The organism is Pseudomonas sp. MWU12-2319, from assembly GCF_023242525.1.
Lineage (GTDB): Bacteria > Pseudomonadota > Gammaproteobacteria > Pseudomonadales > Pseudomonadaceae > Aquipseudomonas > Aquipseudomonas gingeri_D.
This window is the reverse complement of the sequence record NZ_JALJES010000018.1, coordinates 61379-82923: the sequence shown is the minus strand read 5'-3', so window position 1 is coordinate 82923 and position 21545 is coordinate 61379. Positions and strand designations below refer to the sequence as shown.

16 protein-coding genes and 2 pseudogenes are annotated in these 21545 nt (G+C 64.8%); 9 read left to right on the top strand and 9 right to left on the bottom strand.

Translation table 11 applies throughout. From position 1 onward, the window contains the following. Positions 1 to 27: 27 nt before the first annotated feature. A pseudogene (locus M5C01_RS25755) lies at positions 28 to 1218 on the bottom strand (serine hydrolase domain-containing protein). 125 nt (positions 1219 to 1343) lie between these two features. Here M5C01_RS25755 and M5C01_RS25750 point away from each other — a divergent pair. Then, entirely contained in the window at positions 1344 to 2237 is an 894-nt protein-coding gene (locus M5C01_RS25750) for a LysR family transcriptional regulator (RefSeq protein WP_103495108.1), read from the top strand. A 5-nt stretch (positions 2238 to 2242) separates the two neighbouring features. Here the strand turns inward: M5C01_RS25750 and M5C01_RS25745 are convergent, their stop codons facing one another. Then, complete coding sequence (locus tag M5C01_RS25745; RefSeq protein ID WP_103495107.1) at positions 2243 to 3052, bottom strand: DUF1460 domain-containing protein; 810 nt, start codon at positions 3050 to 3052, stop codon at positions 2243 to 2245. Between the two features lie 229 nt (positions 3053 to 3281). Here M5C01_RS25745 and M5C01_RS25740 point away from each other — a divergent pair, with 229 nt between their 5' ends. Next, entirely contained in the window at positions 3282 to 3497 is a 216-nt protein-coding gene (locus tag M5C01_RS25740) for a TOBE domain-containing protein (RefSeq protein WP_100941607.1), read from the top strand. 17 nt (positions 3498 to 3514) lie between these two features. Further along, entirely contained in the window at positions 3515 to 4594 is a 1080-nt protein-coding gene (locus M5C01_RS25735) for a sigma-54 dependent transcriptional regulator (RefSeq protein WP_152741404.1), read from the top strand. Positions 4595 to 4746: 152 nt separating this feature from the next. Here the strand turns inward: M5C01_RS25735 and M5C01_RS25730 are convergent, their stop codons facing one another. The 4 genes and pseudogenes from M5C01_RS25730 to M5C01_RS25715 all read right to left on the bottom strand — a co-directional run bounded on the left by M5C01_RS25730 (position 4747) and on the right by M5C01_RS25715 (position 10104). Then, positions 4747 to 5886: an LLM class flavin-dependent oxidoreductase gene (locus M5C01_RS25730; RefSeq protein WP_152741403.1), complete on the bottom strand. Its 1140-nt coding sequence runs from the start codon at positions 5884 to 5886 to the stop codon at positions 4747 to 4749. Next, positions 5876 to 6892 carry an LLM class flavin-dependent oxidoreductase gene (locus M5C01_RS25725; RefSeq protein WP_152741402.1) on the bottom strand — a complete coding sequence of 339 codons (1017 nt, stop codon included), beginning with the start codon at positions 6890 to 6892 and terminating at the stop codon, positions 5876 to 5878. The genes M5C01_RS25730 and M5C01_RS25725 overlap by 11 nt, the downstream gene beginning before the upstream one ends. A gap of 1 nt (position 6893) precedes the next feature. Beyond that, positions 6894 to 7604: pseudogene (locus M5C01_RS25720) on the bottom strand (LLM class flavin-dependent oxidoreductase); the annotation flags it as partial. 64 nt (positions 7605 to 7668) lie between these two features. Further along, positions 7669 to 10104 carry a TonB-dependent receptor gene (locus tag M5C01_RS25715; RefSeq protein ID WP_152741401.1) on the bottom strand — a complete coding sequence of 812 codons (2436 nt, stop codon included), beginning with the start codon at positions 10102 to 10104 and terminating at the stop codon, positions 7669 to 7671. Between the two features lie 473 nt (positions 10105 to 10577). On the opposite strand from M5C01_RS25715, the gene M5C01_RS25710 reads away from it, so the two are divergent. Then, a complete protein-coding gene (locus M5C01_RS25710) occupies positions 10578 to 11588 on the top strand; it encodes a P1 family peptidase (protein WP_152741400.1) in 1011 nt (336 codons plus the stop codon). Positions 11589 to 11656: 68 nt separating this feature from the next. Here the strand turns inward: M5C01_RS25710 and M5C01_RS25705 are convergent, their stop codons facing one another. Next, positions 11657 to 13036 carry a tetratricopeptide repeat protein gene (locus M5C01_RS25705; protein ID WP_152741399.1) on the bottom strand — a complete coding sequence of 460 codons (1380 nt, stop codon included), beginning with the start codon at positions 13034 to 13036 and terminating at the stop codon, positions 11657 to 11659. Between the two features lie 327 nt (positions 13037 to 13363). On the opposite strand from M5C01_RS25705, the gene M5C01_RS25700 reads away from it, so the two are divergent. Genes M5C01_RS25700 through M5C01_RS25680 form a run of 5 tightly spaced genes read left to right on the top strand, consistent with a single transcriptional unit; the run spans position 13364 to position 19328 of the window. Next, complete coding sequence (locus M5C01_RS25700; RefSeq protein WP_152741398.1) at positions 13364 to 14974, top strand: ABC transporter substrate-binding protein; 1611 nt, start codon at positions 13364 to 13366, stop codon at positions 14972 to 14974. Continuing rightward, positions 14971 to 15960 (top strand): ABC transporter permease, encoded by a 990-nt coding sequence (locus M5C01_RS25695; RefSeq protein WP_152741397.1) that lies wholly within the window; start codon positions 14971 to 14973, stop codon positions 15958 to 15960. The genes M5C01_RS25700 and M5C01_RS25695 overlap by 4 nt, the downstream gene beginning before the upstream one ends. Next, the gene (locus M5C01_RS25690) at positions 15960 to 16808 is read left to right on the top strand and encodes an ABC transporter permease (RefSeq protein ID WP_152741396.1); all 849 of its coding nucleotides are present in this window, start codon (positions 15960 to 15962) and stop codon (positions 16806 to 16808) included. The genes M5C01_RS25695 and M5C01_RS25690 overlap by 1 nt, the downstream gene beginning before the upstream one ends. After that, a complete protein-coding gene (locus tag M5C01_RS25685) occupies positions 16805 to 18448 on the top strand; it encodes an ABC transporter ATP-binding protein (RefSeq protein ID WP_152741395.1) in 1644 nt (547 codons plus the stop codon). Before M5C01_RS25690 ends, M5C01_RS25685 begins: the two co-directional genes overlap by 4 nt. Positions 18449 to 18485: 37 nt before the next feature. Then, the gene (locus tag M5C01_RS25680; protein WP_152741394.1) at positions 18486 to 19328 is read left to right on the top strand and encodes an alpha/beta hydrolase; all 843 of its coding nucleotides are present in this window, start codon (positions 18486 to 18488) and stop codon (positions 19326 to 19328) included. A gap of 115 nt (positions 19329 to 19443) precedes the next feature. Here M5C01_RS25680 and M5C01_RS25675 read toward each other — a convergent pair whose 3' ends face one another. Both M5C01_RS25675 and M5C01_RS25670 read right to left on the bottom strand, forming a co-directional pair. Continuing rightward, positions 19444 to 20802 carry a HAMP domain-containing sensor histidine kinase gene (locus M5C01_RS25675; RefSeq protein ID WP_248764409.1) on the bottom strand — a complete coding sequence of 453 codons (1359 nt, stop codon included), beginning with the start codon at positions 20800 to 20802 and terminating at the stop codon, positions 19444 to 19446. Continuing rightward, positions 20780 to 21469 carry a response regulator transcription factor gene (locus M5C01_RS25670; protein WP_103495106.1) on the bottom strand — a complete coding sequence of 230 codons (690 nt, stop codon included), beginning with the start codon at positions 21467 to 21469 and terminating at the stop codon, positions 20780 to 20782. The genes M5C01_RS25675 and M5C01_RS25670 overlap by 23 nt, the downstream gene beginning before the upstream one ends. Positions 21470 to 21545 lie beyond the last annotated feature (76 nt).

Below are 21545 nucleotides of genomic sequence, written 5' to 3'. Positions count from 1 at the left end.
GCTCGTGGCACCAGCCCCGGCCCGTTGTTATAGGCCGTAGACCGCGTTGCAGAGGTCGACGGTGAATTGCCCGAACATGCCTTCGAAGGCGGTGTTGGTAAACGCCACCACCGTCAACTCCTGGGCCGGGTCGACGAACCAGGAGTGTCCGTAGGCACCGCCCAGGCGCCAGGTGCCGACGGATTCGACGGTCTGCGCGGCGGCCGGATCCTTGAGTACCGTGAAGCCGAGGCCGAAGCCGCGTCCCGGCCAGTTGGCCAGTTCCAGGTCGCCGGTCTGGCTGCTGCCCATTTCCGCCACCAGGTGCTTGGGCAGCAGCGGCGCGCCGCCTTTGCGCAGGGTTTACAGAAGCTGGAGAAACTCCCCGGCGCTGCCGACCATGCCCGAACCGCCGGAGTCATAGGCCTGGGTGTCCAGGGCGCGGTCCGGGTCCAGCCGGATGCCGGCGGTGCCTTCAAACACCGGGACCACTTCCAGCCCCTGCATGCGCCGTGGCTGTGGCTGGTCATTGAGATAGGCCGGGCTCAGGCGGTCGACGTCGGTCACCCGGAACCCGCTATCGCGCCAGCCCAGCGGGCGGGCGACCAACTGCTCCACCGCCTCGGCCAGCGAGGTGCCGTGGGCGGCGGCGATTACCCCGCCCAGCACATCGGTGGCAATCGAGTAGCCCCACTGACTCCCCGGTTTGTAGAGCAGCGGGGCCTGGCCCAGGCGATGCAGGTTTTCTTCCAGCGAGAGTTCGGTACGGTCCATGCCGTCGGAGACGCCGGCCTCGAGATAAGGGCCGCCTTGATCGCTCTCCAGGAAACCGTAGGTGAAACCGGCGGTGTGGGTCAGCAATTGGCGTACGGTGATCAACGCCGGGGTGCCGTCGGCCAGGGTCGGCTTGAAGTGCGGCAGCCAGTGGGTGATGTTGTCGTCCAGGTTGATACGGCCCTGGGCGATCAACGCCAGGGCCGCCACCGAGGTGATCGGCTTGGAGACCGAGGACAGGCGAAACAGGGCGTCCAGGTGCATTGGCAGCCTGGCCTCACGGTCGGCCAGGCCGGCCGCGCGCTGATAGACCAGTTGTCCGCGATGGGCGACCAGGACTACGGCACCGACCAGGCGCCGGTCATGCAGGGTCTGTTCGAGCACGGCGTCGATGCGCGACGCCAGGCGGGTTGTCTCGACAGGACGAAGGGATTGCAGTGAGCGTAGCGGTTCGTTGACGGTCATATCGGGCCCCGGATGGTGGATGGGTCAAGCTGATGAATCGATGGTAGGGCGGGGCCGATCAGGGAAAAAGAAGTTACAATTCCGGGCTACACGGACCTTTTTGTCCTTAATCAAGGGAATGAGTGATGGATAAGCTCAATGGCATCACCGTGTTCGTGCAGGTCGCCGAAAGTCGCAGCTTTGTCGCCGCCGGCCGCTTGCTCGGGGTGTCCGCCTCGGCCGTGGGCAAAAGCATTGCCCGCCTGGAACACAAGCTCAGTGCGCGGTTGTTCCATCGCAATACCCGCAGCCTCAACTTGACCGCTGAAGGCGCGCTGTTTCTGGAGCGCTGCCGGCGGGTGCTCAACGAACTGGAGGCGGCCGAGCAGGAACTGTCCAGCTCCAGCGATGCGCCACGGGGCAAGTTGCGCATCAGCCTGCCGTTGCAGGGCAATGTGCTGTTTATGCAGTTGTCGTCGTTCATGCGCGAGTACCCGGAAATCCGCCTGGAGCTGGACTTCACCGATCGCCTGGTGGACGTGGTCGAGGAGAGCTTTGACGCCGTGGTGCGTACCGGGCAACTGCACGATTCGCGGTTAATGGCGCGGAAGCTGGGCAGTTTCGCGTTTCATCTGGTCGGCGCACCGGGGTATTTCGCCGCCAGGGGCTACCCGCAGGCGGTGGAGCAACTGCTGGAGCACCAGTGCCTGCATTATCGGATGCCCTCCACCGGCAAGCTGGAGAAGTGGCCGTTGGAGGGACTGGTCGCGGGGGCCGAGCTGAAGGTGCCGGAGACCATGGTCTGCAACAACCTGGACATGCTGATCCATAGCGCCCGGCAGGGCCTGGGCATTGCCTGCGTGCCCGAGTTCGCCGTGCGCGAGGCCCTGGCGGCCGGAGAGCTGGAGTCGATACTGCCGGGACGGATCCTGCGTACGCTACAGATGCAGGTGGTCTGGCCGTCGAGTCGCTACCTGACACCCAAGTTGCGCGCGTTCATCGATTTTATCTGCGCCAGTGGCCTGACGTCGTCGGGCTGAGGTGGTCAGATCGCTCTGAGGACCACGATGCCCGGGGTTTTCTTGACGTAATCCATGAACGGCGAATCCACCACCTTGTGGTTGGCTTCGCGGGCGGAGGCATTGCGCAGCACCGGGCCTTTGTCGGTCATGATGAAGATGCCGGTGTGGGTGACGTCGAGCCCTTCGGCCGGGGTGTAGATGCCGATGTAGTCACCGGTTTTCAGGCGGCTGACCACGGCGTCGTCGATCCACTCGCTGGGGATGTAGGTGATGGCGCGCTTGACCGTGCCCACCGACGGGATCAGCGTGCCGCCGCTGCCGTCCCCTTGCGCATTGAGGATCTTGGTGACGGTGGTCGCCCTGGGGCTCGCCTGGGTCGTCACATCCCGGGCATTGAGGGGCTGGGTGTGGGCCCAGTCGGTGAAGAAGTGCCTGCGCTCGGTGTAGCTGACCTTGCCCTCGGCGTAACGGGTGCGCACCAGGTTTTCGACGAAGCGCGGCAGGCTGTCGGATTTGCGCAGGGCCTCGACGTAATCCAGATAGGTGAAGCAATCCAGGCCGCGGAAGTCGATCACCAGTTGTTCCGGCGCGGTCGCGGAGCCGACCAGCATATGCGCCACATAAGGCGTGCCGAGGAAGTTGGCGGAGATATTCTTGATCCGTTCGCCCTGCTCATGGCCGGCGTGCTTGAGGATCCGGGTTTCGATGAACTCGATCTTGTGGCGTGTGTAGTCGTCCAGCGTGACCTGGTCGCCTGGGTGTTGCCGGGTGGTAAAACCACTCAGCGCCAGCATCAGGGGCAAGCCCGATACCAACGCGATAACCTTCTTCATGCGCTCTCCGCAGGGGCGCAGGGGACTTTAATGGGCCGCCGCGCTGGGATATCGATTTTACACCTCTGGGGTGACGACTCAATGAAACCTGCCAGCTTTCCCTTTCTTATATCTTAATCGAATAAAATCATTATTATTAATTCCTTTTATAAGTTGCAGGGCTGGCGCATTTTAGCCTCCAGCACCTGAAGCCCAGGTGCACCGCCCACCACGAAAAGGAAACAGCCCCATGACGATCAAAGCGATCAACGTTCGTAACCAGTTCCGCGGCGTCATCAAGGAAATCCTCATTGGCGAGGTGCTGTCCGAGATCGACGTGCAGACCGCGTCGGGGATTGTCACCTCGGTGATCACCACGCGTTCGGTACGCGACCTCGAATTGGCGGTAGGCAGTGAAGTAATCGCCTTCGTCAAATCCACCGAAGTCTCGATCGCCAAGCTCTGACGTCGCGGTGCATTTTCATGAGCACGCTTGAAGGGCTGCCCAGTCCGATCCTGACCTTGCCCCGGGGCGACAAGGATTCCCTGTCGATACGGGCCAAGGCGCTGGTCTTCGCCGATCCGCGCTCGCGGCAGTTGCTCGACTATCTGCAGCGCGTCGGTCCCAGTGACGCACCGGTGCTGATCAATGGCGAAACCGGCACCGGCAAGGAACTGGTGGCGCGCTATATCCATTCCTCCAGCGGGCGGACCGGGGCTTTTGTCGCGGTGAACTGCGGCGCCATCAGCGAAACCCTCGCCGAAAGCGAATTCTTCGGCCATGAAGCCGGGGCGTTTTCCGGTGCGGTGGGGCGTCGGGTCGGCTGGTTTGAAGAGGCCGATGGCGGCACCTTGTTTCTCGACGAGATCGGCGATCTGCCATTGCCGTTGCAGGTCAAGCTGCTGCGTGCCCTGCAGGAGCAGGAGATCGTGCGCGTCGGTTCGCGCAAGCCGATCAAGATCAATATCCGCCTGGTGACGGCGACCAATATCGACCTGGAGCAGGCGGTGGAGGCGGGTAATTTCCGTCTCGACCTGTTTTATCGGATCAACGTGGCCCAGGTGCAGGTCCTGCCCTTGCGCGAGCGCCCGCTGGATATCCTGCCGCTGGTTGAACATTTTCGAAAACTCTACAGCCAACGGCTGAAGATTGCCGAGCCGATGCTCTCCGAGGCGGCCACCCAGGCGCTGCTCGAGTATCCCTGGCCGGGGAATATCCGCGAGCTGGAAAACGTCGTGCACCTGGCCTTGCTGGTGGCCGGCGACAAGCCGATCCGGCCTGAACACCTGAAGTTTTCCGCAGGTTTGAGTGGTCGGCATGTGGCGAGCAGTACAGGCGTGTCGCGGGTCCCCCAGGAAGTGATTCGCGAGCAGTTGCTGCGCCTGTTCGAAGTGCCGGGGGAAACCCTGTTGCATGATATCGAGGACCTGCTGGTGCGCGAGGCGTTTGCCTTTTGCGGCTTCAACCAGCTGCGCACCGCCGAACTGCTGGGCATTACCCGTAATGCCATGCGCACCTTGCTGGTCAATCACGGCATGCTCAAGGGCCGCGCCAAGCCCTGATCCCCTTTTTGAAAACACCACAAACCTGTAGGAGCCGGGCTTGCCCGCGAAGCTTGTGGCGATTTCAAGGCCCTCTTCGCTGGCAAGCCCGGCTCCTACAGGACGGTGTCGAACCGAGAGTTTGCATACGACCGAAGATCCAATCAGGGCGCCTACAGGACCGTGCGCTGCTCGACGCTCCTGCTTGAGATACGCCGCAATAGCGGCAACAACTCAGCCCCCAGATGAATCACCTCTTCCAGATGCGGAAAGCCCGACAGGATAAAACTGTCGACGCCCAACTGGTGATACTCCTCGATCCGTTCCGCCACCTGTTCATAGCTCCCCACCAGGGCCGTTCCGGCACCGCCACGCACCAGACCCACACCAGCCCACAGATTGGCCGACACCTCCAGCTCCCGGGCGCCGCGCCCGCGACCTTCGGCCAAGCGCGTCTGGCGCGTCTGCCCGACGGACTCATACGCGGCCATCTGTACTTGGGCGCGGTCGATGGCGTCCTTGGGAATCTCCGCCAGCAACCGTTCGACATGGGCCCAGGCCGCATCGTCGGTGGGCGCGGCGAAAATATGCAGGCGCAAACCAAAGCGCAAGGTCCGCCCCTGGGCCGCCGCCAGTTCGCGCATCCGGCGGATACGCTCGGCAATCAGCAAGGGCGGCTCGCACCACATCAGGTGGGTCTGTGCATGGGCCGCGCCGACCCGTTCCGCGGCCTCGGACGCGCCGCCGAAATAGATCGCCGGGGCGGGCGCCGCAGGGGCAATCGGCGAGGCGTTGACGCTGCGGTAGTAGCGTCCGTGATGGGGCTGGCCGTTGCCCGCCCAGACTGCCTGGAACACTTCGAGAAACTCGGCGGTCCGCGCATAACGTTCATCGTGCTCCAGAAAATCCCCCAGCGAACGCTGCTCGAAACGGCTGGAGCCGCTGACCACATGCAGAGCCAGGCGGTTATCGCTGAGCAACTGCAGGGTCGCGGCGCGATGGGCGGTGTAGGCGGGCAGCTCCAGGCCCGGGCGCAAGGTCAGCAGGAATTTCAGCCGCCGCACTTCCTGGGCCAGCACCGCAGTGATCAGCCAGGGATCTTCGAAGCCGCTGGCGGTGGGCACCATGATCGCGTCGAAGCCGCCGTATTCGGCGGCGCGGACGATCTGGCGCAGGTAGTCGAGGGTCGGCGCTCGTTCGCCCTGCTGGAACAACCCGACTTTGGGCAGGCCGCTGCTGGTCAGGTGGCGACCGTCGCCGTTGGTGGGCAGGAACCAGTCGATCTCGATGTTCTGGCGTGGATCATTCGGCATGCTGGGTGCGCTCCTTGCGCAGGCCTTGGGCGGTAAGCAACGGCAGGATCTGTTCGCCGAAGCGCAGGACTTCATGCACTGCCGGCTGACCGACCAGGATGATCTGTTCGATGCCCAGGCCGTGCAGCTCCTGTAGCCGGGTAGCGACCTGATGCGGCGTGCCGACGATAAACACCGGCTGATCGGCACGTGGTTGCCAGAGATTGGGGTGCAGCTCGAAGTGCCGCACCGGCTGGTGCTCGCGGGTGAGCCGGAGCAACGACGGGGCGCTGTCCGGGGGCTTGATCCCCAGGGTTTCCAGGTGGGCCGCCGCCGCTTCCCAGGCTTCCTCCTCGGTGTCCCTGAACAGCAGGCCGAAGGAGCAGACGAAGCCAAGGCCCGGGGCATCGGCGCGCAAGCGCTGGATCTCCTGTTGCAGTGGGTTCGGCGCCCGGCTGCGCAGCAGGCAGGTTCGGGCGTGGCCGGCGATCAGCGCGCTGTCCTGAGAGTCGTCGAGGATGATCGGGGGGGCCGGGAGCTGGCGCCGCGCGACGCCGGCGCTCTCCAGCTGGAAGTAGCGTCCGTTGTAGTGGAACTCGCTGCCGGCGGGGGCCAGCAGCTGCGTGAGGATGTCCAGGTACTCGCCGATACGTTCATGGCGCTGGTCACGGTTGAGCCATTCACCGAACACCTGGCGCAGGCTGCCTTGTTCGCCGTCGGGCAGGTGCAGGCGCACGCGATTGGCGCTGATCGATTGCAGGCTTTGTACGGTGGCGGCGAGGGCCGCCGGCAACATGACTTCGGGCGGTACGCTGACCGTCAGGTGGACCCGACGGGTGTGGGCGCACAAGGTCGCCGCCACGCCGAGGCTGTCGGCGCACTGCGCGCCACCGGGCACCCAGAGCCCATCAAGGCCGGCGTATTCCACGGCCTGGGCCAGTTGAATCCACTGCGCGGGATGGCGCGCCCAGGAGGTGGTACCGTCGGTGTCGCACAAGGGCAACTGCCAGCTGAACTCAAGGGCCATGCACGGGCTCCGTCAAAGGGGCGCAGACCCGCCGCCCGAATTCACTCATCCTACCCTCGATGGGGCGCTCGCCGCCCATGATCGGCTGAACCGGTTGGCCGGACGCGGCAGCCCGAGGTTTTCCCGCAGGGTGCGGCCTTCGTATTCGCGGCGGAACAGCCAGCGTTCCTGCATCGCGGACGAACGCGTCATCGTCCCAACTGTCCCACAGGCCCTTGACCACATCGTGGAATTCCTCGGCGCGCTGATAGCGGTCGCCGTGGTCGATATGGCTTTCCCGGCCGAAATTCCAGGCTTCGTCGGAGACCACCGAAGTCACCAGGTTCCAGGCCGCGCGGCCCTTGGACAGGTGGTCGAGGGAGGCGAACTTGCGGGCGATATGGTAGGGCTCGTTGTAGCTGGTGGTCGCGGTGGCGATCAGGCCGATATGGCGGGTGACGGCCGCGAGGGCGGACATCAGGGTCAGCGGTTCGAAGTGTTCGGCCCGGGCGCAGCGGCTCAGGGCATCGTGATGATGACCCCAGAGCGCAACCACATCGGCGACGAACAGCGCGTCGAACTTGCCGCGTTCGGCGGTTTCGGCAATCGTCTTGAAGTGCTCGAAATCCAGGCTGGCATCGGCCTGGCCCAGGGGATGACGCCAGGCGGCGAGATGATGGCCGCTGTTGGCGAGAAAGGCGCCGAGCTTGAGTTGATCGGTACGACGGGTCATTGCAGGCTCCCGGTAAACAAGGCGGCAGCGCCGGGCCATCGGGCCGCGCGTGCCGCCAGGACGGTCAGAAGTTGTAGGTCAGGCCGGTGTACCAGTAGCCGCCCGTGGTGCCGTAGGGCGAGAAGTTGCCGTAGGGGTAGGCCCCCGAGGCACTGGGCAGGTTGGTGCGTTCCGGGTACAGGTTGAAGACGTTGTTGGCCCCGGCATTGAGGGTCAGGCTCTTGGTCAGGTGGTAATCGACGTTCAGGTCGGTGATCCAGGCCGCCGAGAAACTGCGGTCGTAGATCGCCGCGGTGCCGTACTGGGTGTACTCGCCATAGCGGGTCAGGTTCAGGCCGATCTCGAACTTGTCGATGCTCCAGACGGTGCCCAGCAACAGCTTGGAATCCGGCAGGCCGTGCTTGAGGTTGCCCTGGCGCTGGCGGTCGTAACCGCCGTCCGGGCCCAAGGCCTGCTGGGCGGCGTCGGAGGCGTGGATGGCGTCGATTGCGGTGGTGTTCCAGTTGAAGCCCAGGGTGTAGCGCAGGTTGCCGTAGGCACCGATGTCCTGCCGGTAGTCGCCGACCAGGTCGACGCCGCGGGTGGTGGTGTCGAGGGCGTTGGTGAAGTAGGTCACCGCCTGGTTGGTCGGCAGCCCGGCCGCCGCGAGGATCGCCTCGATCTGCGGGGTGCCGCCCAGGTAGCCGGTCTGGGCGATGCGGTCCTTGATCTTGATCTGGTAGGCATCCAGGGTGACGCTGGCGTTGTCGATCGGTTGCAGGGTCAGGCCGAAGCCGATGTTGGTCGACTTCTCCGGTTTCAGGGTGGTGGCGCCGAGGGCCTTGGCCACCGTCGAATCCACCGCGACATTGCGGTAGTCGAACAGGTTGCCGTTGACGCTGGTCTGCGAGGTCGAGCTGTAGATCTGCTGCGACAGCGACGGCGCGCGGAAGCCGGTGCTGAAGGTGCCGCGCACGGCGAGGATCGGGGTCAACTGGTAACGGGTGGAGAACTTGCCGTTGGTGGTGGTGCCCGAACCGTCGTTGTAGTGCTCGTAGCGCCCGGCGAGGTCGACGTGCCACTTGTCGGTCAGGTCCTGGCCGATCTCGCCATAGCCGGCCACGCTGGTGCGGCTTTTCTCCGCGGCGTCGGCCGGAGTGGTGCCGGCACCGGAAATGGTTCCCGGCGCAATCGGCGCGCCGCTGGCACCGGTGCTGAAGTCGCCGAGGGCATAGGAGTCATAGTCGCCCTTGCCGATCTTGTAGCTCTCGAAGCGTTGTTCCAGGCCCCAGGAAATCTGCGTCGGCTTGGCCAGGCCGAGGTCGAAGGCGCGGGTCAGGTCGAGGTTGTTGGTCCATTGGCTGAAGGTCTTGGCCCCGGTGTCCACCGAGGTCGGCGAGTCCGGGCCGAAGCTCAGGTTATAGGTGTGGCGCAGGGTGGCCTCGGCATGATCCTGGCCGTAGGTGCTGGACAGGTCGTAGTCCCAGCCGGCGGCCTTGCCCTTGCCGCCGAAGGCCACCTGGAAGTCGTTTTCGATAAACCGCAGGGTGTCTTCGATGCCCTCCGGGAACGGCGTGGCGATCCCGTCGAAGCTCGCCGGCTGGTGGAAGGCCAGGGGTTTTTCCGAGTTGCGCCGGGTGTAGGTGGAGAACGAGTAGAGGGTCAGGGCATCGTCCACCGGCAGTTCGGCGTTGTAGCCGAAGCTGAAGTTGCGCGCCTGGGGCAGGCCGGTGCCGTAGTAGGTATGGCGCTCGCTGGTGTTGCCGGCGCTGTCGGTGTAGGGCGCGTCGTCGGAGCGGTCGGAGGTGTTCTGTTTCTTCACGTCCAGGGCCAGGTTGATAAAGCCGTCGTTGGGCAGTGACAGCCCCAGGTCGCCGGTTTGCCGGGTGGTGGCGCCGTCGCCGTTTTCAAAGTTCTGGCCGTAGCGGGTGCTGAGGCTGCCGCCATGGTCGGTCTGCTTGAGCACGATATTGATCACGCCGCCGATGGCGTCCGAGCCGTATTGCGCGGAGGCGCCGTCGCGCAGCACTTCGACATGGTCCACCAGGGCGGTGGGGATCATGTCCAGGTCCACCGGTTGCGAGCCGGAGTTGAGGTAGGTGCCGTTGTTCAGCAGTGCGCTGTTGTGGCGGCGCTTGCCGTTGACCAGCACCAGCACCTGGTCGCCGTTGAGGCCGCGCAGGCTGATGGGGCGCACCACCGAGGTCGAGCCGAAGCCGGAGGAGGTCGGCTGGTTCAGCGAGGGCAGCACCTTGTTCAGGGCGGCGGTGAGATCGCCCTGGCCGGTGGCGAGCAACTGCTTGGAGGAAATCACGTCCACCGGCGCCGGGCTGTCGGCCAGGGTGCGGGCCTGGCCACGGTTGCCGATGACCACCACGGTGTCCAGGGGGTTATCGCTGGTGGTGTCGGCGGCCAGGGTCAGGCTGCTGTAGCTCAGTGCCTCGCACACGGCCAGGAACAGCAGGCTGTGGGTGAAGGTGTTGCGGGTGGGGCGCCGGTTGGCGGCACGTGTTGAACTCATGATGTGAATCGCTCCAGTGTGGTCCCCGCTCTGCGCCCTGGTGGGGGGCGATCGTGGCGGGTGAGGCGACGGGTGTGTGGGGCGTCGCCAGTGAGGTCAGTGGCGGCTTGTTGCCGGGCCGGGGGGGGCGGCCTGCGGTCTCAAGCTCTGGTCAGGGCTGTAGAGCAAAGCCTGTGCCATTCTTTAAAAGCCTTTTTAAACAAGTAGTTAGCTCGTTTGTCGGGCAATGGCTGGTGTTTTTCTAGCAGCGGCGATTCAGGCTGTTGGTTTTTCTACAGCGCGCCCGTGGCCGGAGGTTCGGGGGTGTGGGTTGTTGGTTTTCCAGCAGTCGCCCGGGGGTGCTGGTGGGTTAGCAACAGTGGTACGGGAGGGGGCGCTAATGAAGTCGGGTGCGGGAGTGGTGGCACAGGCTTTGCTGGACCGTTGCGATCACGCTCCACTATGGAAGCCAACCACTTGTCAGGAAGTTTTTTATGCCACAACCGGGTTCCCGCAATCTGCTCACCGATGTGCCGGGCGTGTCTGTCGGGCATGCCACCGATGAGCATGTCGACACTGGTGTGACGGTGATTCGTACCGACGGCGCCTGGACGGCGAGCATCGATATTCGCGGCGGTGGTCCGGGCGGTCGCGAGTCGGCGGCCCTGGAGCCGGAAAACATGGTCGGGCAACTGCATGCGCTGGTGTTTGCCGGCGGCTCGGTGTTCGGCCTGGGGGCGGCGGATGCGGTGGCGGCGGCGTTGTCGCAGCAGGCAGTGGGTTTGCATCTCAAGCCTGGTGCGCCAGCGATTCCCATTGTTCCTGCGGCGGTGCTGCACGATCTGGCCAACGGCGGGGACAAGGACTGGGGATTGGAGCCGCCTTATCGCCGGCTGGGTTTCGAGGCGCTGCAAAACGCCTCGCAAGACTTTGCCCAGGGCTCGGTGGGAGCGGGGCGGGGGGCTATGGCCGGGGTGCTCAAGGGCGGACTGGGTTCGGCATCGCTGGTGCTGGGTGATGGTTGGGTGGTGGCGGCGCTGGTGGTCGCCAATCCGATCGGCTCCGTCTATATGCCGGATGGCGAGACGTTCTGGGCCTGGCCCTGGGAGATCGCCGGGGAGTTTGGTGGTGTGCGTCCGGGGGCACCGATGGACGCCAGCGATCCGATGCCGGAACTGTCCCGGCTGGATTCCATGGGGCGGTTGCAGGCCGGGGCCAATACCACCTTGGTGGCGGTGGCCTGCAATGCCCGGTTGACCACCGCCGAGTGCAAGCGCGTGGCGATCATGGCCCAGGACGGCATTGCCCGCGCGGTGCGCCCGGCGCATCTGCCGTTTGATGGCGACACGGTGTTTGCCATGGCTTCCGGCGCGGTCGAGCTGGTGGACGGGCCGCGTCGCCAGGTGCAGATCGGCTGCCTCGGCAGCGCCGCCGCCGATTGCGTGGCGCGGGCGATTGCCCGGGGTGTTTTCGAAGCCCGGCGCGAGGCGCCGAATGGCCTGTAGGTCTGGGATCTTGAGCATGTCACGAACCTTGTGGGAGCTGGCAAGCCAGCTCCCACAGTGGATCGCGTTCAGCCAGGAATTACTTGTGTTGCCATTACCTGCTTGATTCGCTCTCGGGCCTGGCTGGCTTGCACAGGCAGCCCGAGTTCGGTGTAAACCTGTTCCAGATGGCGGTTGGTCGGGACATCCAGCGGGTCGTAGCCACGGCGCAGTTCCAACGTCTGCTGTGCCGCCCGCCAGTCCCCGCCGCGCAGGCGGGCGTCGAGTTCGATTTGCGCGAACAGATCCCGCTGTGCGTGACTGCCGCCGATATCGTTGAGCCGTGGCAGCACACCACTCAGCCGCTGCATAGCCAGTTCCCAATCACCCCGGGCCTGGGCCAGCAAGCCTTGCGCCAATGGCACCGTCACCTCGGCCCAGGTCGTGCGGCTGAACGCCGGCGCCCTGGAGGCGTGGGCCAGCAGTGACTCAAGCAGATGATCGGCTTCAGGTTTTCCGGCTCTGGCCAGGCCGTACAGATACTGCACGCTGAGGAAGGGTTGCACCGTATCCTCCGTGCGTTTCTGCAGATAGGGTGCCAGCGCCTGCCAGCGTTCACCGATATCGATGCCGGTCAGCTCCAGGCGGGTCAGCAGCGATACCGCGCCGACCTGATCCTGGGAGTACTCCGGCAGGATGCCCCAGACATGTCGGTCATAAATCTCCAGGGCGCGTTGCTCATGGCCGCGGGCCAGGTAGAACAGCGCCAGATGCCACCAGTTGTGGGTGTACATGAAGGAGTTGAGGCCCTGCCAATGGTCCTTCACGTTTTCCATGAAGTCGATGCCTTCCTCGATCCGGCCCCGGGTCAGCAGCACATGGGCCAGGGCGTGTTGGGCCCAGGGCTCGTCGGCTTGCAGGGCAAGGGCCTGGCGGGCGGCGGCTTCGGCGTCGTCCAGCAGGTGGCATTGTTCATAGGCGAAGGCCAGCAGGCCGTGGCTATGGGCGATATCCGGCGCCGCGTCGCGGGCCTTGAGGGCGATGCGCAACAACCCCGGCCAGTTGCCGCGATTGAACTCCACGTATTGGGTGAGCTTGGCGGCGAGCAAGTCCCGGGGAAAACGTTCCAGCAGTTGTTCGCCGAGGCCCAGCACTTGCCCCAGGTCGTCGACGATCCAGGCGCGCAGCAGGGCCAGGTACAGGTCGGCCCGGGCATGTCCGGCGGGGGTGGCGCTTGCCCGCTGCCGGTAGCGTTCGGCCAGGACCGGGCCTTCGGGGGATTCGCTGAACATCAGCAGGATGCCGGCGAAGGCATTGGCCAGGCGTGACTGCGGATCGGCGTCGGCGGTGGCGAGGATCGACTCGGCGCGAGGGTGGTAGCCGAGAAAACCGCCGATGAACGCGTCGATGCCTTCGCGGGTCGCGGTGTGCTCGGTGTCGAGGGGGTTGCCCAGGTAATCCAGTGACATGCTCTTGAGACTCGGTGGTTCGAAGGCAGCGGGTCTCGCAAGGCTTGTGCCAGTCCTGCACAGGAGGCGTATCCCTCAAGTCATGCATCGTCAGGACTGACGTCTTCGCGGGCAAGACGGTTCCTACAGGATCGGACGGCTGCTGCTTTTTCCACAGTCGGGCCAGTGGCTGTGGTTTTTTCATCAGCGCCAGCGCCCTCGAAAACCGCTCAAAGCCCGCAAAAGACCGCCTTCCAGGCCCTGGCACAGGCCTTGCTAAACCGCTTCAAAGGGCCGGGCGCCTGTCCGTGGTTGCCTGCCTGATGAATCTTTTCTGCGGAGCCCGCCATGCCTGATCTCACCCCGACCCATTCGTCTCACACCCGGCCCCTGCGCCGGGTGTTGCTCGGCCTTGCGGCTGGTGCGTTGATCCTGGCCGGCAGCGTCCAGGCCGAGCCCCGGGAGGGCGGCGTACTGAACCTGGTGGCCCAGCCGGAGCCGCCGTCGTTGATGCATGGGGTGGTCAGCCACGTCTCGACCCAGTACGTCAGCGGCAAGATCCTCCAGAGTCTGCTCACCTACGACACCGCGCTCCAGCCCGAGCCGGTGCTGGCAAAAAGCTGGACGATTGCCCCCGACGGCCTGACCTACACCTTCGACCTGCAGGACGGCGTGCATTGGCATGACGGCCAGCCCTTCACCTCGGCCGACGTGGTGTTCAGCTTCCAGACCTTCTACCCGGAGGTGGACAAACGTCTGGGCGGGATCTTTACCGACTATGTGACCTCCATCGAGGCCACGGGGCCGTTGCAGGTGGTCTTCCACCTGAAGAAACCCTTCGCCCCCTTGCTCTCTTCCCTGGGCAGCGGCCTGCGCCCCGTGGTGCCCCGGCACCTCTACGAGGGCTCGGATTTTCGCAACAACCCCTACAACCTCAAGCCCGTGGGCACCGGGCCGTTTGTCTTCGAAGAATGGAAACGCGGCGCCTATATCAAGCTGGGGAAGAACAAGGACTACTGGAAAAAAGGCCTGCCGCACCTCGACGGCATCGTCTTCCACGTGATTCCCGATGCCTCGTCCCGGGCCGCCGCGTTCGAACGCGGGGATATCCAGGCACTGCGCAGCGGCGACGCCGACTACTCCGATCTCAAGCGCCTGACCGCCTTGCCCGGCGTGCAGTCTTCGGAGAAAGGCTGGGAGCTGTATGCCGGCCTGGCCTTTCTGCAGATCAACACCCGCAAGCCACCGCTGAACAATCCCAAGGTGCGCCAGGCGATCCTCTATGCGCTGAACCGGCAGTTTATCGTCGACAATATTTTCTTCGGTTCCGGCAAGGTCGCCCAGGGGCCGTTTGTTTCCACCACGCCGTATCACGACCCGAACCTGCCGCAGTACAGCTATGACCTGAAGAAGGCCAAGGCGCTGATCGCCGAGTCCGGCGTGGATGTCGGCGCGGTGCGTATCCGCCTGCTCAACGGTGAGAAGGGCGGCGCCTGGGAGCGCCTGGCCGAATACACCAAGCAGGCCCTGCAGCCCCTGGGCTTCAAAGTCCAGGTAGTCACCTCGGATGCCGCCACCTGGTTCCAGCGGGTCAGCGACTGGGACTTCGACCTGACCTACAACTTCATCTTCCAGATCGGCGACCCCTACCTGACCACCGCCTACCTCTATCGCTCGGACTACATCCTCAAGACCTCACCGTTTGCCAATGTCAGCGGTTACAACAGCCCGCAGGCCGATGCCTTGTGGAATCAGGTCGCCGACACCCCGGAAGGCGAGCAGCGTCGCCAGGTCTACAGCCGCCTGGAAAACCAGCTGAACAGCGACCTGCCCATCGCGCCGATCTTCGAAATGCGCTACCCGACGCTGTTCCACAGCCAGGTCAAGAACCTGCTGCAAACCGCCACCAGCCTCAACGAGGACGATGAAAGCGTCTACCTCGACGGCCCGGCGCCATGAACCTGTTGCACTTCCTCGGCGCCCGCTTGAGTCGGGCGCTGCTGATGATCCTCGGGGTGCTGGTGCTGAGCTTCCTGCTGATCCGCCTGACCCCTGGCGATCCGGCCTTGCTGATGGCCGGCGAGGCCGGCGTCGACGATGTGCACTACATCGACAACCTGCGGCATGACATGGGCCTGGACCAGCCGCTGGCCCGGCAACTGTTGATCTACCTGGGGCAGGTCGCGCACCTGGACCTGGGGTATTCCTACCGCAACCAGACCTCGGTCTGGTCGCTGATCGCCGAGCGCCTGCCCGCCACCCTGGCGCTGATGGGCTCGGCGTTCCTGCTCTCGTCCCTGGCGGGGATCGCCCTCGGCGTGCTCGCGGCCCGTAGCCGGGAGCGCCGGCCCTGGTTGGACGGGCTGCTTTCCCAAGGCGCTTTGCTGCTCTACGCCGTGCCGACCTTCTGGCTGGCGATGCTGCTGATCCTGTTGTTTTCCGTACACCTTGACTGGTTGCCGGCCTTTGGCCTGGAGACCGTGGCCGCGGACTTCCACGGCTGGGCCTGGCTGGCGGACCGGCTGCGTCATCTGCTGCTGCCGTGCCTGTCCCTGAGTTTTCTGTTCCTGGCCCTGTATATCCATCTGACCCGCGCCGCGACCCTTGAAGCGCTGGGCCAGGAATATGTCTACACCGCCCGGGCCAAGGGCCTGACCCCACGGCGCATTCTCTGGGCCCATGTCCTGCGTAATGCGCTGCTGCCGGTGGTGACCTTTGCCGGCCTGCAACTGGGACAACTGGCCAGCGGCGCCTTGCTGGTGGAGGTGGTCTATTCCTGGCCGGGCATCGGTCGGCTGATGTACGACGCCCTCGCGCAACGTGACTACGGCGTGTTGATGGGCGGCTTCCTGGTGATCTCGACGCTGGTGGTCGGTTTCAACCTGTTGACCGATCTGGCCTGCCGGCTGCTGGACCCGCGTATCGGCGCCCAGGGTCAGTCCTGATGAATGAGGTTTCAGTGATTCGACGTTTTCTCGCACAACCTTCGGCGCTGATCGGCGCCGGTTTCCTGCTGTTGCTGAGCCTGCTGGCGCTGGCCGCGCCCTGGCTGACCGACAGTACGCCCTGGGAGATGAGCACCACGCCGCTGTTGGCACCGTTCCAGGACCCGGCCCATTGGCTGGGCAGCGATATGCTTGGGCGCGATCTCGGCAGCGGCTTGTTGTACGGCGCCCGGGTGTCCCTGGCGGTGGCCGTCCTTTCGAGCCTGGCGACCTTGCTGGTGGGCGCCCTGGTGGGCGCGGTCGCCGGCTATTTCGGTGGTTGGCTCGATGGTGTGCTGATGCGTATCGCGGAGTTCTTCCAGATCATTCCGCAACTGGTGCTGGCGGTGATCCTGGTGGCGGTACTGGAACCCTCGCTGGGCTCCATTGTGCTGGCGATCACCCTGGTGGCCTGGCCAGGAGTCGCGCGCCTGGTACGTGGCGAATTCCTCAGCCTGCGCCAGCGCGAGTTTGTCCAGGCGGCCCAGGTTCTGGGGCAGTCGCCGCTGGCGATCATCACCCGGCAGATCCTGCCCAATGCCCTGGCGCCTTTGCTGGTGACCCTGACCTTTGTGATGGCGACGGCGATTCTCACCGAGGCCGCGTTGGCGTTTCTCGGCCTCGGCGATCCCGATGCCATGAGTTGGGGCTACATGATCAATGCCTCGCGCGGGCTGCTGCGCGAAGCCTGGTGGATGAGCTTGCTGCCGGGGCTGGCAATCCTGCTCTGCGTGCTGGCGGTCAATCGCGTGGGCGAAGGACTGCGGGTGGCCTTTGAGCCGACCCGTCGGCAGGGAGTCAACCCATGAGCCAGGACCGCACACCGTTGTTGAGCATCGAGCGGCTGCGTATCGCCTTGCCCGCGGACGCCGATCGCAGCCATGCGCTGTATGACCTGTCGTTGTCGCTGGTGGCGGGGGAGTGCCTGTGCCTGGTGGGGGAGTCGGGTTCCGGAAAATCCATGCTGGCCAAGGCGTTGTTGCGCCTGCTGCCAGCCCCCTTGCGTGTCGAGAGCGGAACCTTGCGTTTTCGCGGCGAGGACCTGGCCGGCCGTGACGAGGAGGGGATGCGTCAGTTGCGCGGCCGGACCCTCAGTATGGTGTTCCAGGAGCCGATGAGTGCGCTCAATCCCTTGTTGAGCATCGGCCGACAGATCGATGAAACCCTGCGTGCCCATGGCGAGCGTTCGGCCCGGGTGCGCGAGCGGCGGGTGCTCGACCTGCTCGGTTATGTCGGCCTGCCTGATCCGATCCGGCTACGGCGGGCCTATCCCTTCGAACTGTCCGGCGGTCAGCGCCAGCGGGTGGTGATCGCCATGGTCCTGGCCTTCGATCCGGACCTGCTGATCGCCGACGAACCGACCTCGGCGCTGGATGTGACCACCCAGGCGCAGATCCTCGACCTGTTGCGCCGTATCCAGCGTGACAAGGGCATGGCGATAGTGTTTATCACCCACGATTTTGCCGTGGTGCGGGCGATTGCCGACCGCGTGCTGGTGCTGGAACGCGGCCATGTGATCGAGCAGGGGTCGGCCCGACAGGTGCTCGAGGCGCCCCGCGAAGCGTATACCCAGCGTCTATTGGCGGCGGTCACGGCGCAGCCGCTGGCGCCGCGCCCGTTATTGGCCGAGGCGCCCGAGGTCCTGGGCGCGCGACAGTTGGAAAAGCACTTCGTCGGTCGTGGCGGTTGGTGGAGTCGCCGCCAGACCCAGGCCTTGGCCGGGCTCGACCTGCACCTGCGTGAAGGCGAGACCCTGGGCATCGTCGGCGAGTCGGGCTCCGGCAAGTCGACCCTGGGTCGCTGCCTGGTACGCTTGCTACAGCCGGACAGCGGCAGCCTGAAGTGGCAGGGGCATGAGGTGGCGAACCTGTCCCAGCGCCGGCTGCGGCCGATGCGCGGTGAGATCCAGATGATTTTCCAGGACCCCTTTGCCTCGCTCAACCCACGCCAGACAGTGGGGCAGATCGTTATGACCGGCCCCTTGGCCCAGGGCGTTTCCCGGGCGGAGTCGGCTCGGCGTGCCCGCGAGTTGCTGGAGCAGGTCGGTTTGCCCGCCGTAGCGTTCGAGCGTTTTCCCCATGAGTTTTCCGGCGGTCAGCGGCAACGCATCGGTATAGCCCGAGCCCTGGCCGTACGGCCGAAGATCCTGATTGCCGACGAGTGCGTCTCGGCCCTGGATGCCCTGGTCCAGGTCCAGATTCTTGAACTGCTGGAGGCCCTGCAACGGCAGTTCCGCCTGAGCCTGGTGTTTATCACCCATGACCTGCGGGTCGCGGCCCGCCTGTGCGACCGCATCGCGGTGATGCAAGGCGGACGGATTGTCGAGCAGGGCGATACGGCCCGCTTGTTTGCCGAACCGCAACATCCTTACACCCGGACCTTGCTCGGGGCCGCCGCGTTGGCGCTGCCCGATACTTCCACCGAACCGGCGGTGGTTGGCGCACTGTGAGTGCACCCTTTTTCTCTTGCACAGGACTGTCACACCCATGACCGAGTTTCGATCCTTTAGTCATCTGCCCCTGGTGCGGGGTGAACGGCTGGAAGTCCGTCCCGGGCGACGCCTCAGCGTGGCCCATCGTCCGGGAACGGAGAAAGCCGCGACCGTGGTGTTTTTCTGCCATGGCGCGGGGGGCAACAAGGATCAGTGGCGCGAGCAATGGCAAGCCCTCGGCGAGCAGGGCTATAGCCTGGTGGCCTGGGATCTGCTGGGTCATGGCGAGAGCGACAAGCCGCGGCGGGCGGCGGCCTATGCCTGGAAGGAATTGGTGGCGGATGTCGTGGAGCTGCTGCGGCGCTTCGGAGGTGAGCGCAACCTGATCGTGGCCCACTCCTTTGGCACCGGGTTGACCCTCAGCGCGTTGTTGCAGGTGAATTCGGTCAGTGGCGCCTTGCTGCTCGGCACGCAACTGCATCGGCCCTTGAGTCGCGGCGGCTTGCTGGCGTTGCCGGCCTGGATACTGGAGCTGATCCGGCCGGTGTTGGCCAAGGGATTTCGCGAGCGGGCCTGGCATCCGTCCGTCGACCCGCGCTTGCTGGCGTATGAGGAGAAGTTGACCGAGCGTAATCGGCTGTATGTGTTCAAGGGGCTGGTGCAGGGTGTGCAGTGGCCCGAGGCCGAGCGGGTGGCGCAACTGAGGTTGCCGGTCCAGATCCTGGCCGGCGACAGCGACGGCCTGACCCCGGCCAGCGGTGGTGAGGCGCTGGCGCGGCAGTTGCCGGATGCACAGTTCCAGGTGCTGGAGGCGTGTGGGCACCAGTTGATGTTGGAGAGGCCGCAGCAGGTGCTGGCGGCGTTCGAGCAACTGCTGCAGCGCCTTCCTCAAGGCTGAAACACGGTCTCTTGTAGGAGCCTGGCTTATCGGGGCGCCGCATCGCAGCGAATAGGCCTTCAAGACCGCCAAAAGCTTCGCGGGCAAGCCCTGCTCCTACAGGTTAGAGGTGCCTTCAGGCGCTGACCATCAACTCGATTCGGCAACCCGGCTGGGCATCCCGCACCTCAAGGCGCATATCATGCAGCCGTGCCACCGCCGCCACCATGCTCAATCCCAGCCCGTTGCCCGCCGTATGCCGACTGGACTCGGAACGGTACAACCGCCGGAACACCGCTTCGCGCTCGGCTTCGGGAATCCCCGGACCATTGTCCACCACGCACAGTCCACGTCTGTCCGGGGTATCCATCACCGCCACCTGCACCCGGCTATGGTCAGGCGAAAACTTGATGGCGTTGTCCAGCAGGTTGCAGGTTGCATCGAACAGCAACTGCGCATCGCCGAAAATCAGGCAGGGCGCGGGCGCGCAATTCAAGGTCAGTTCGATACCACGCTCTTCGGCCAAGGGCTCGAAAAACTCGACGGCATCGGCGGCGATACGGTTCAGGTCGATCTCGGCAAAGCTGCTGCGCCGGGCGCTGGCTTCGATCTCGGAAATCCGCAACAGCGCTCGGAAGGTCGACAGCAAACCCTGGGCATCCTCGATGGCGTTGTCGATGGCCGCCTGGTATTCCTCCTCGCGCAGGTGCCGGCGCTGGGCCCGTTCCAGGCCCGCGAGCAAGCGGGTGAGGGGCGTGCGCAAGTCGTGGGCGATATCGTCGCAGACACCCTTGACCTCGCTCATCAGGCGCTCCAGCTCGTCGAGCATCTGGTTGACCACCGTGGCGATACGGTCGATATCGTCACGGTTGCCACGGGTCGGCAGGCGCTCGTTGAGGTGGCCCTTGACGATGCGTTCGATGGAACGGGTCAGCACATCCAGCCGTCGGCGCGCCGCGTAGCCCAGCCCGACCGCCCCGAGCAGGCCCACCACCAGCAGCAGCGAGCCGCCGGAGACCATCGCGTTGACCAGCAACTCGTCGAACTCGCTGAGGTCATGGATATCCTGGGCCACCATCAGGGTCTGGCCATTGTCCAGGCGATGCATGACGAAGCGGATCGGCCGGCTCTTTTTTTGCGGCTGCTTCCAGTTGAATTCGGCGGGTTTGTCGTAGCCCTTGAAGGCCGGCATTTCAATGACCGGTCCGGCAATCAGCTGGCCTTGGGCATCATAGAGGCCGTGGGGCAGGCGACCGTCGATATCCTGTTCGGAGTGCTTGCGGATTTCCGCCAGGCGCAGGTCTTCGGGCTGCGCGCTACGGTTGTCGATCTGCCGATAAAGGGCGGTATCGACCTCGGCCATCAGGTAGCCGGCGGTTTGCCAATAGATATAACCGAACAGCGCGAGGAACGAGCAACTGAACAGCGCCAGGGACATCAGCGCCGTGCGGAAACTGATGGTGCGGGGGATTTCACGCAGGTGAGCGTAGAACATAGCCTGCCCCGCGAATGGTATGGATCATCGGTTCCTCGCCGTCGCCATCGACCTTGCGGCGCAAACGGCCCATATGCACTTCAATGACATTGGTGCGTTCGTCATAGGCGTAGTTCCACACGGCCTCGAACAGCATGGTCCGTGTCACCACCTGTTCGGCGTGTTGCACCAGGTATTCGAGCAGGGCGTATTCCCGGGGCAACAGCTCGACCATCCGTTCGCCGCGCTTGACACTGCGCTTGAGCAGATCCAGCTCCAGGTTGCCGACCCGCAGGCGGTTGACCCGTTCCTCGCTGGGAGCGACCCGGCGGCGGCTCAAGGCATCGAGGCGGGCGGTCAGCTCGATGAACTCGAAGGGCTTGGTCAGGTAGTCGTCACCGCCGGCCCGCAGGCCACGCACCCGTTCGTCGAGCGCGCTGAGGGCGCTGAGGATCAGCACCGGCGTGGCGATACCCGAAGCGCGCAAGGCGGTGAGCATGCCCAGGCCATCGAGGGCACCGGGGAGCATGCGGTCGAGAACGATAACGTCGTAGCTGTCGCTGATGGCGCGAACCAGGCCTTCTCGACCGTTATCGACGTGGGTGACATCGAAGCCGTGGTCTTGCAGGGCGGCTTCGATCTCCCGGGCAGTGGCGGGGTCGTCCTCGACGACCAGAACATGGGTCATGGGCACTTCACAGAATGAGAGAGGGTGGTAGTCTTGCACGGACCCCGGAGGAATCTGGCTGGCCAGTGAATCGTGG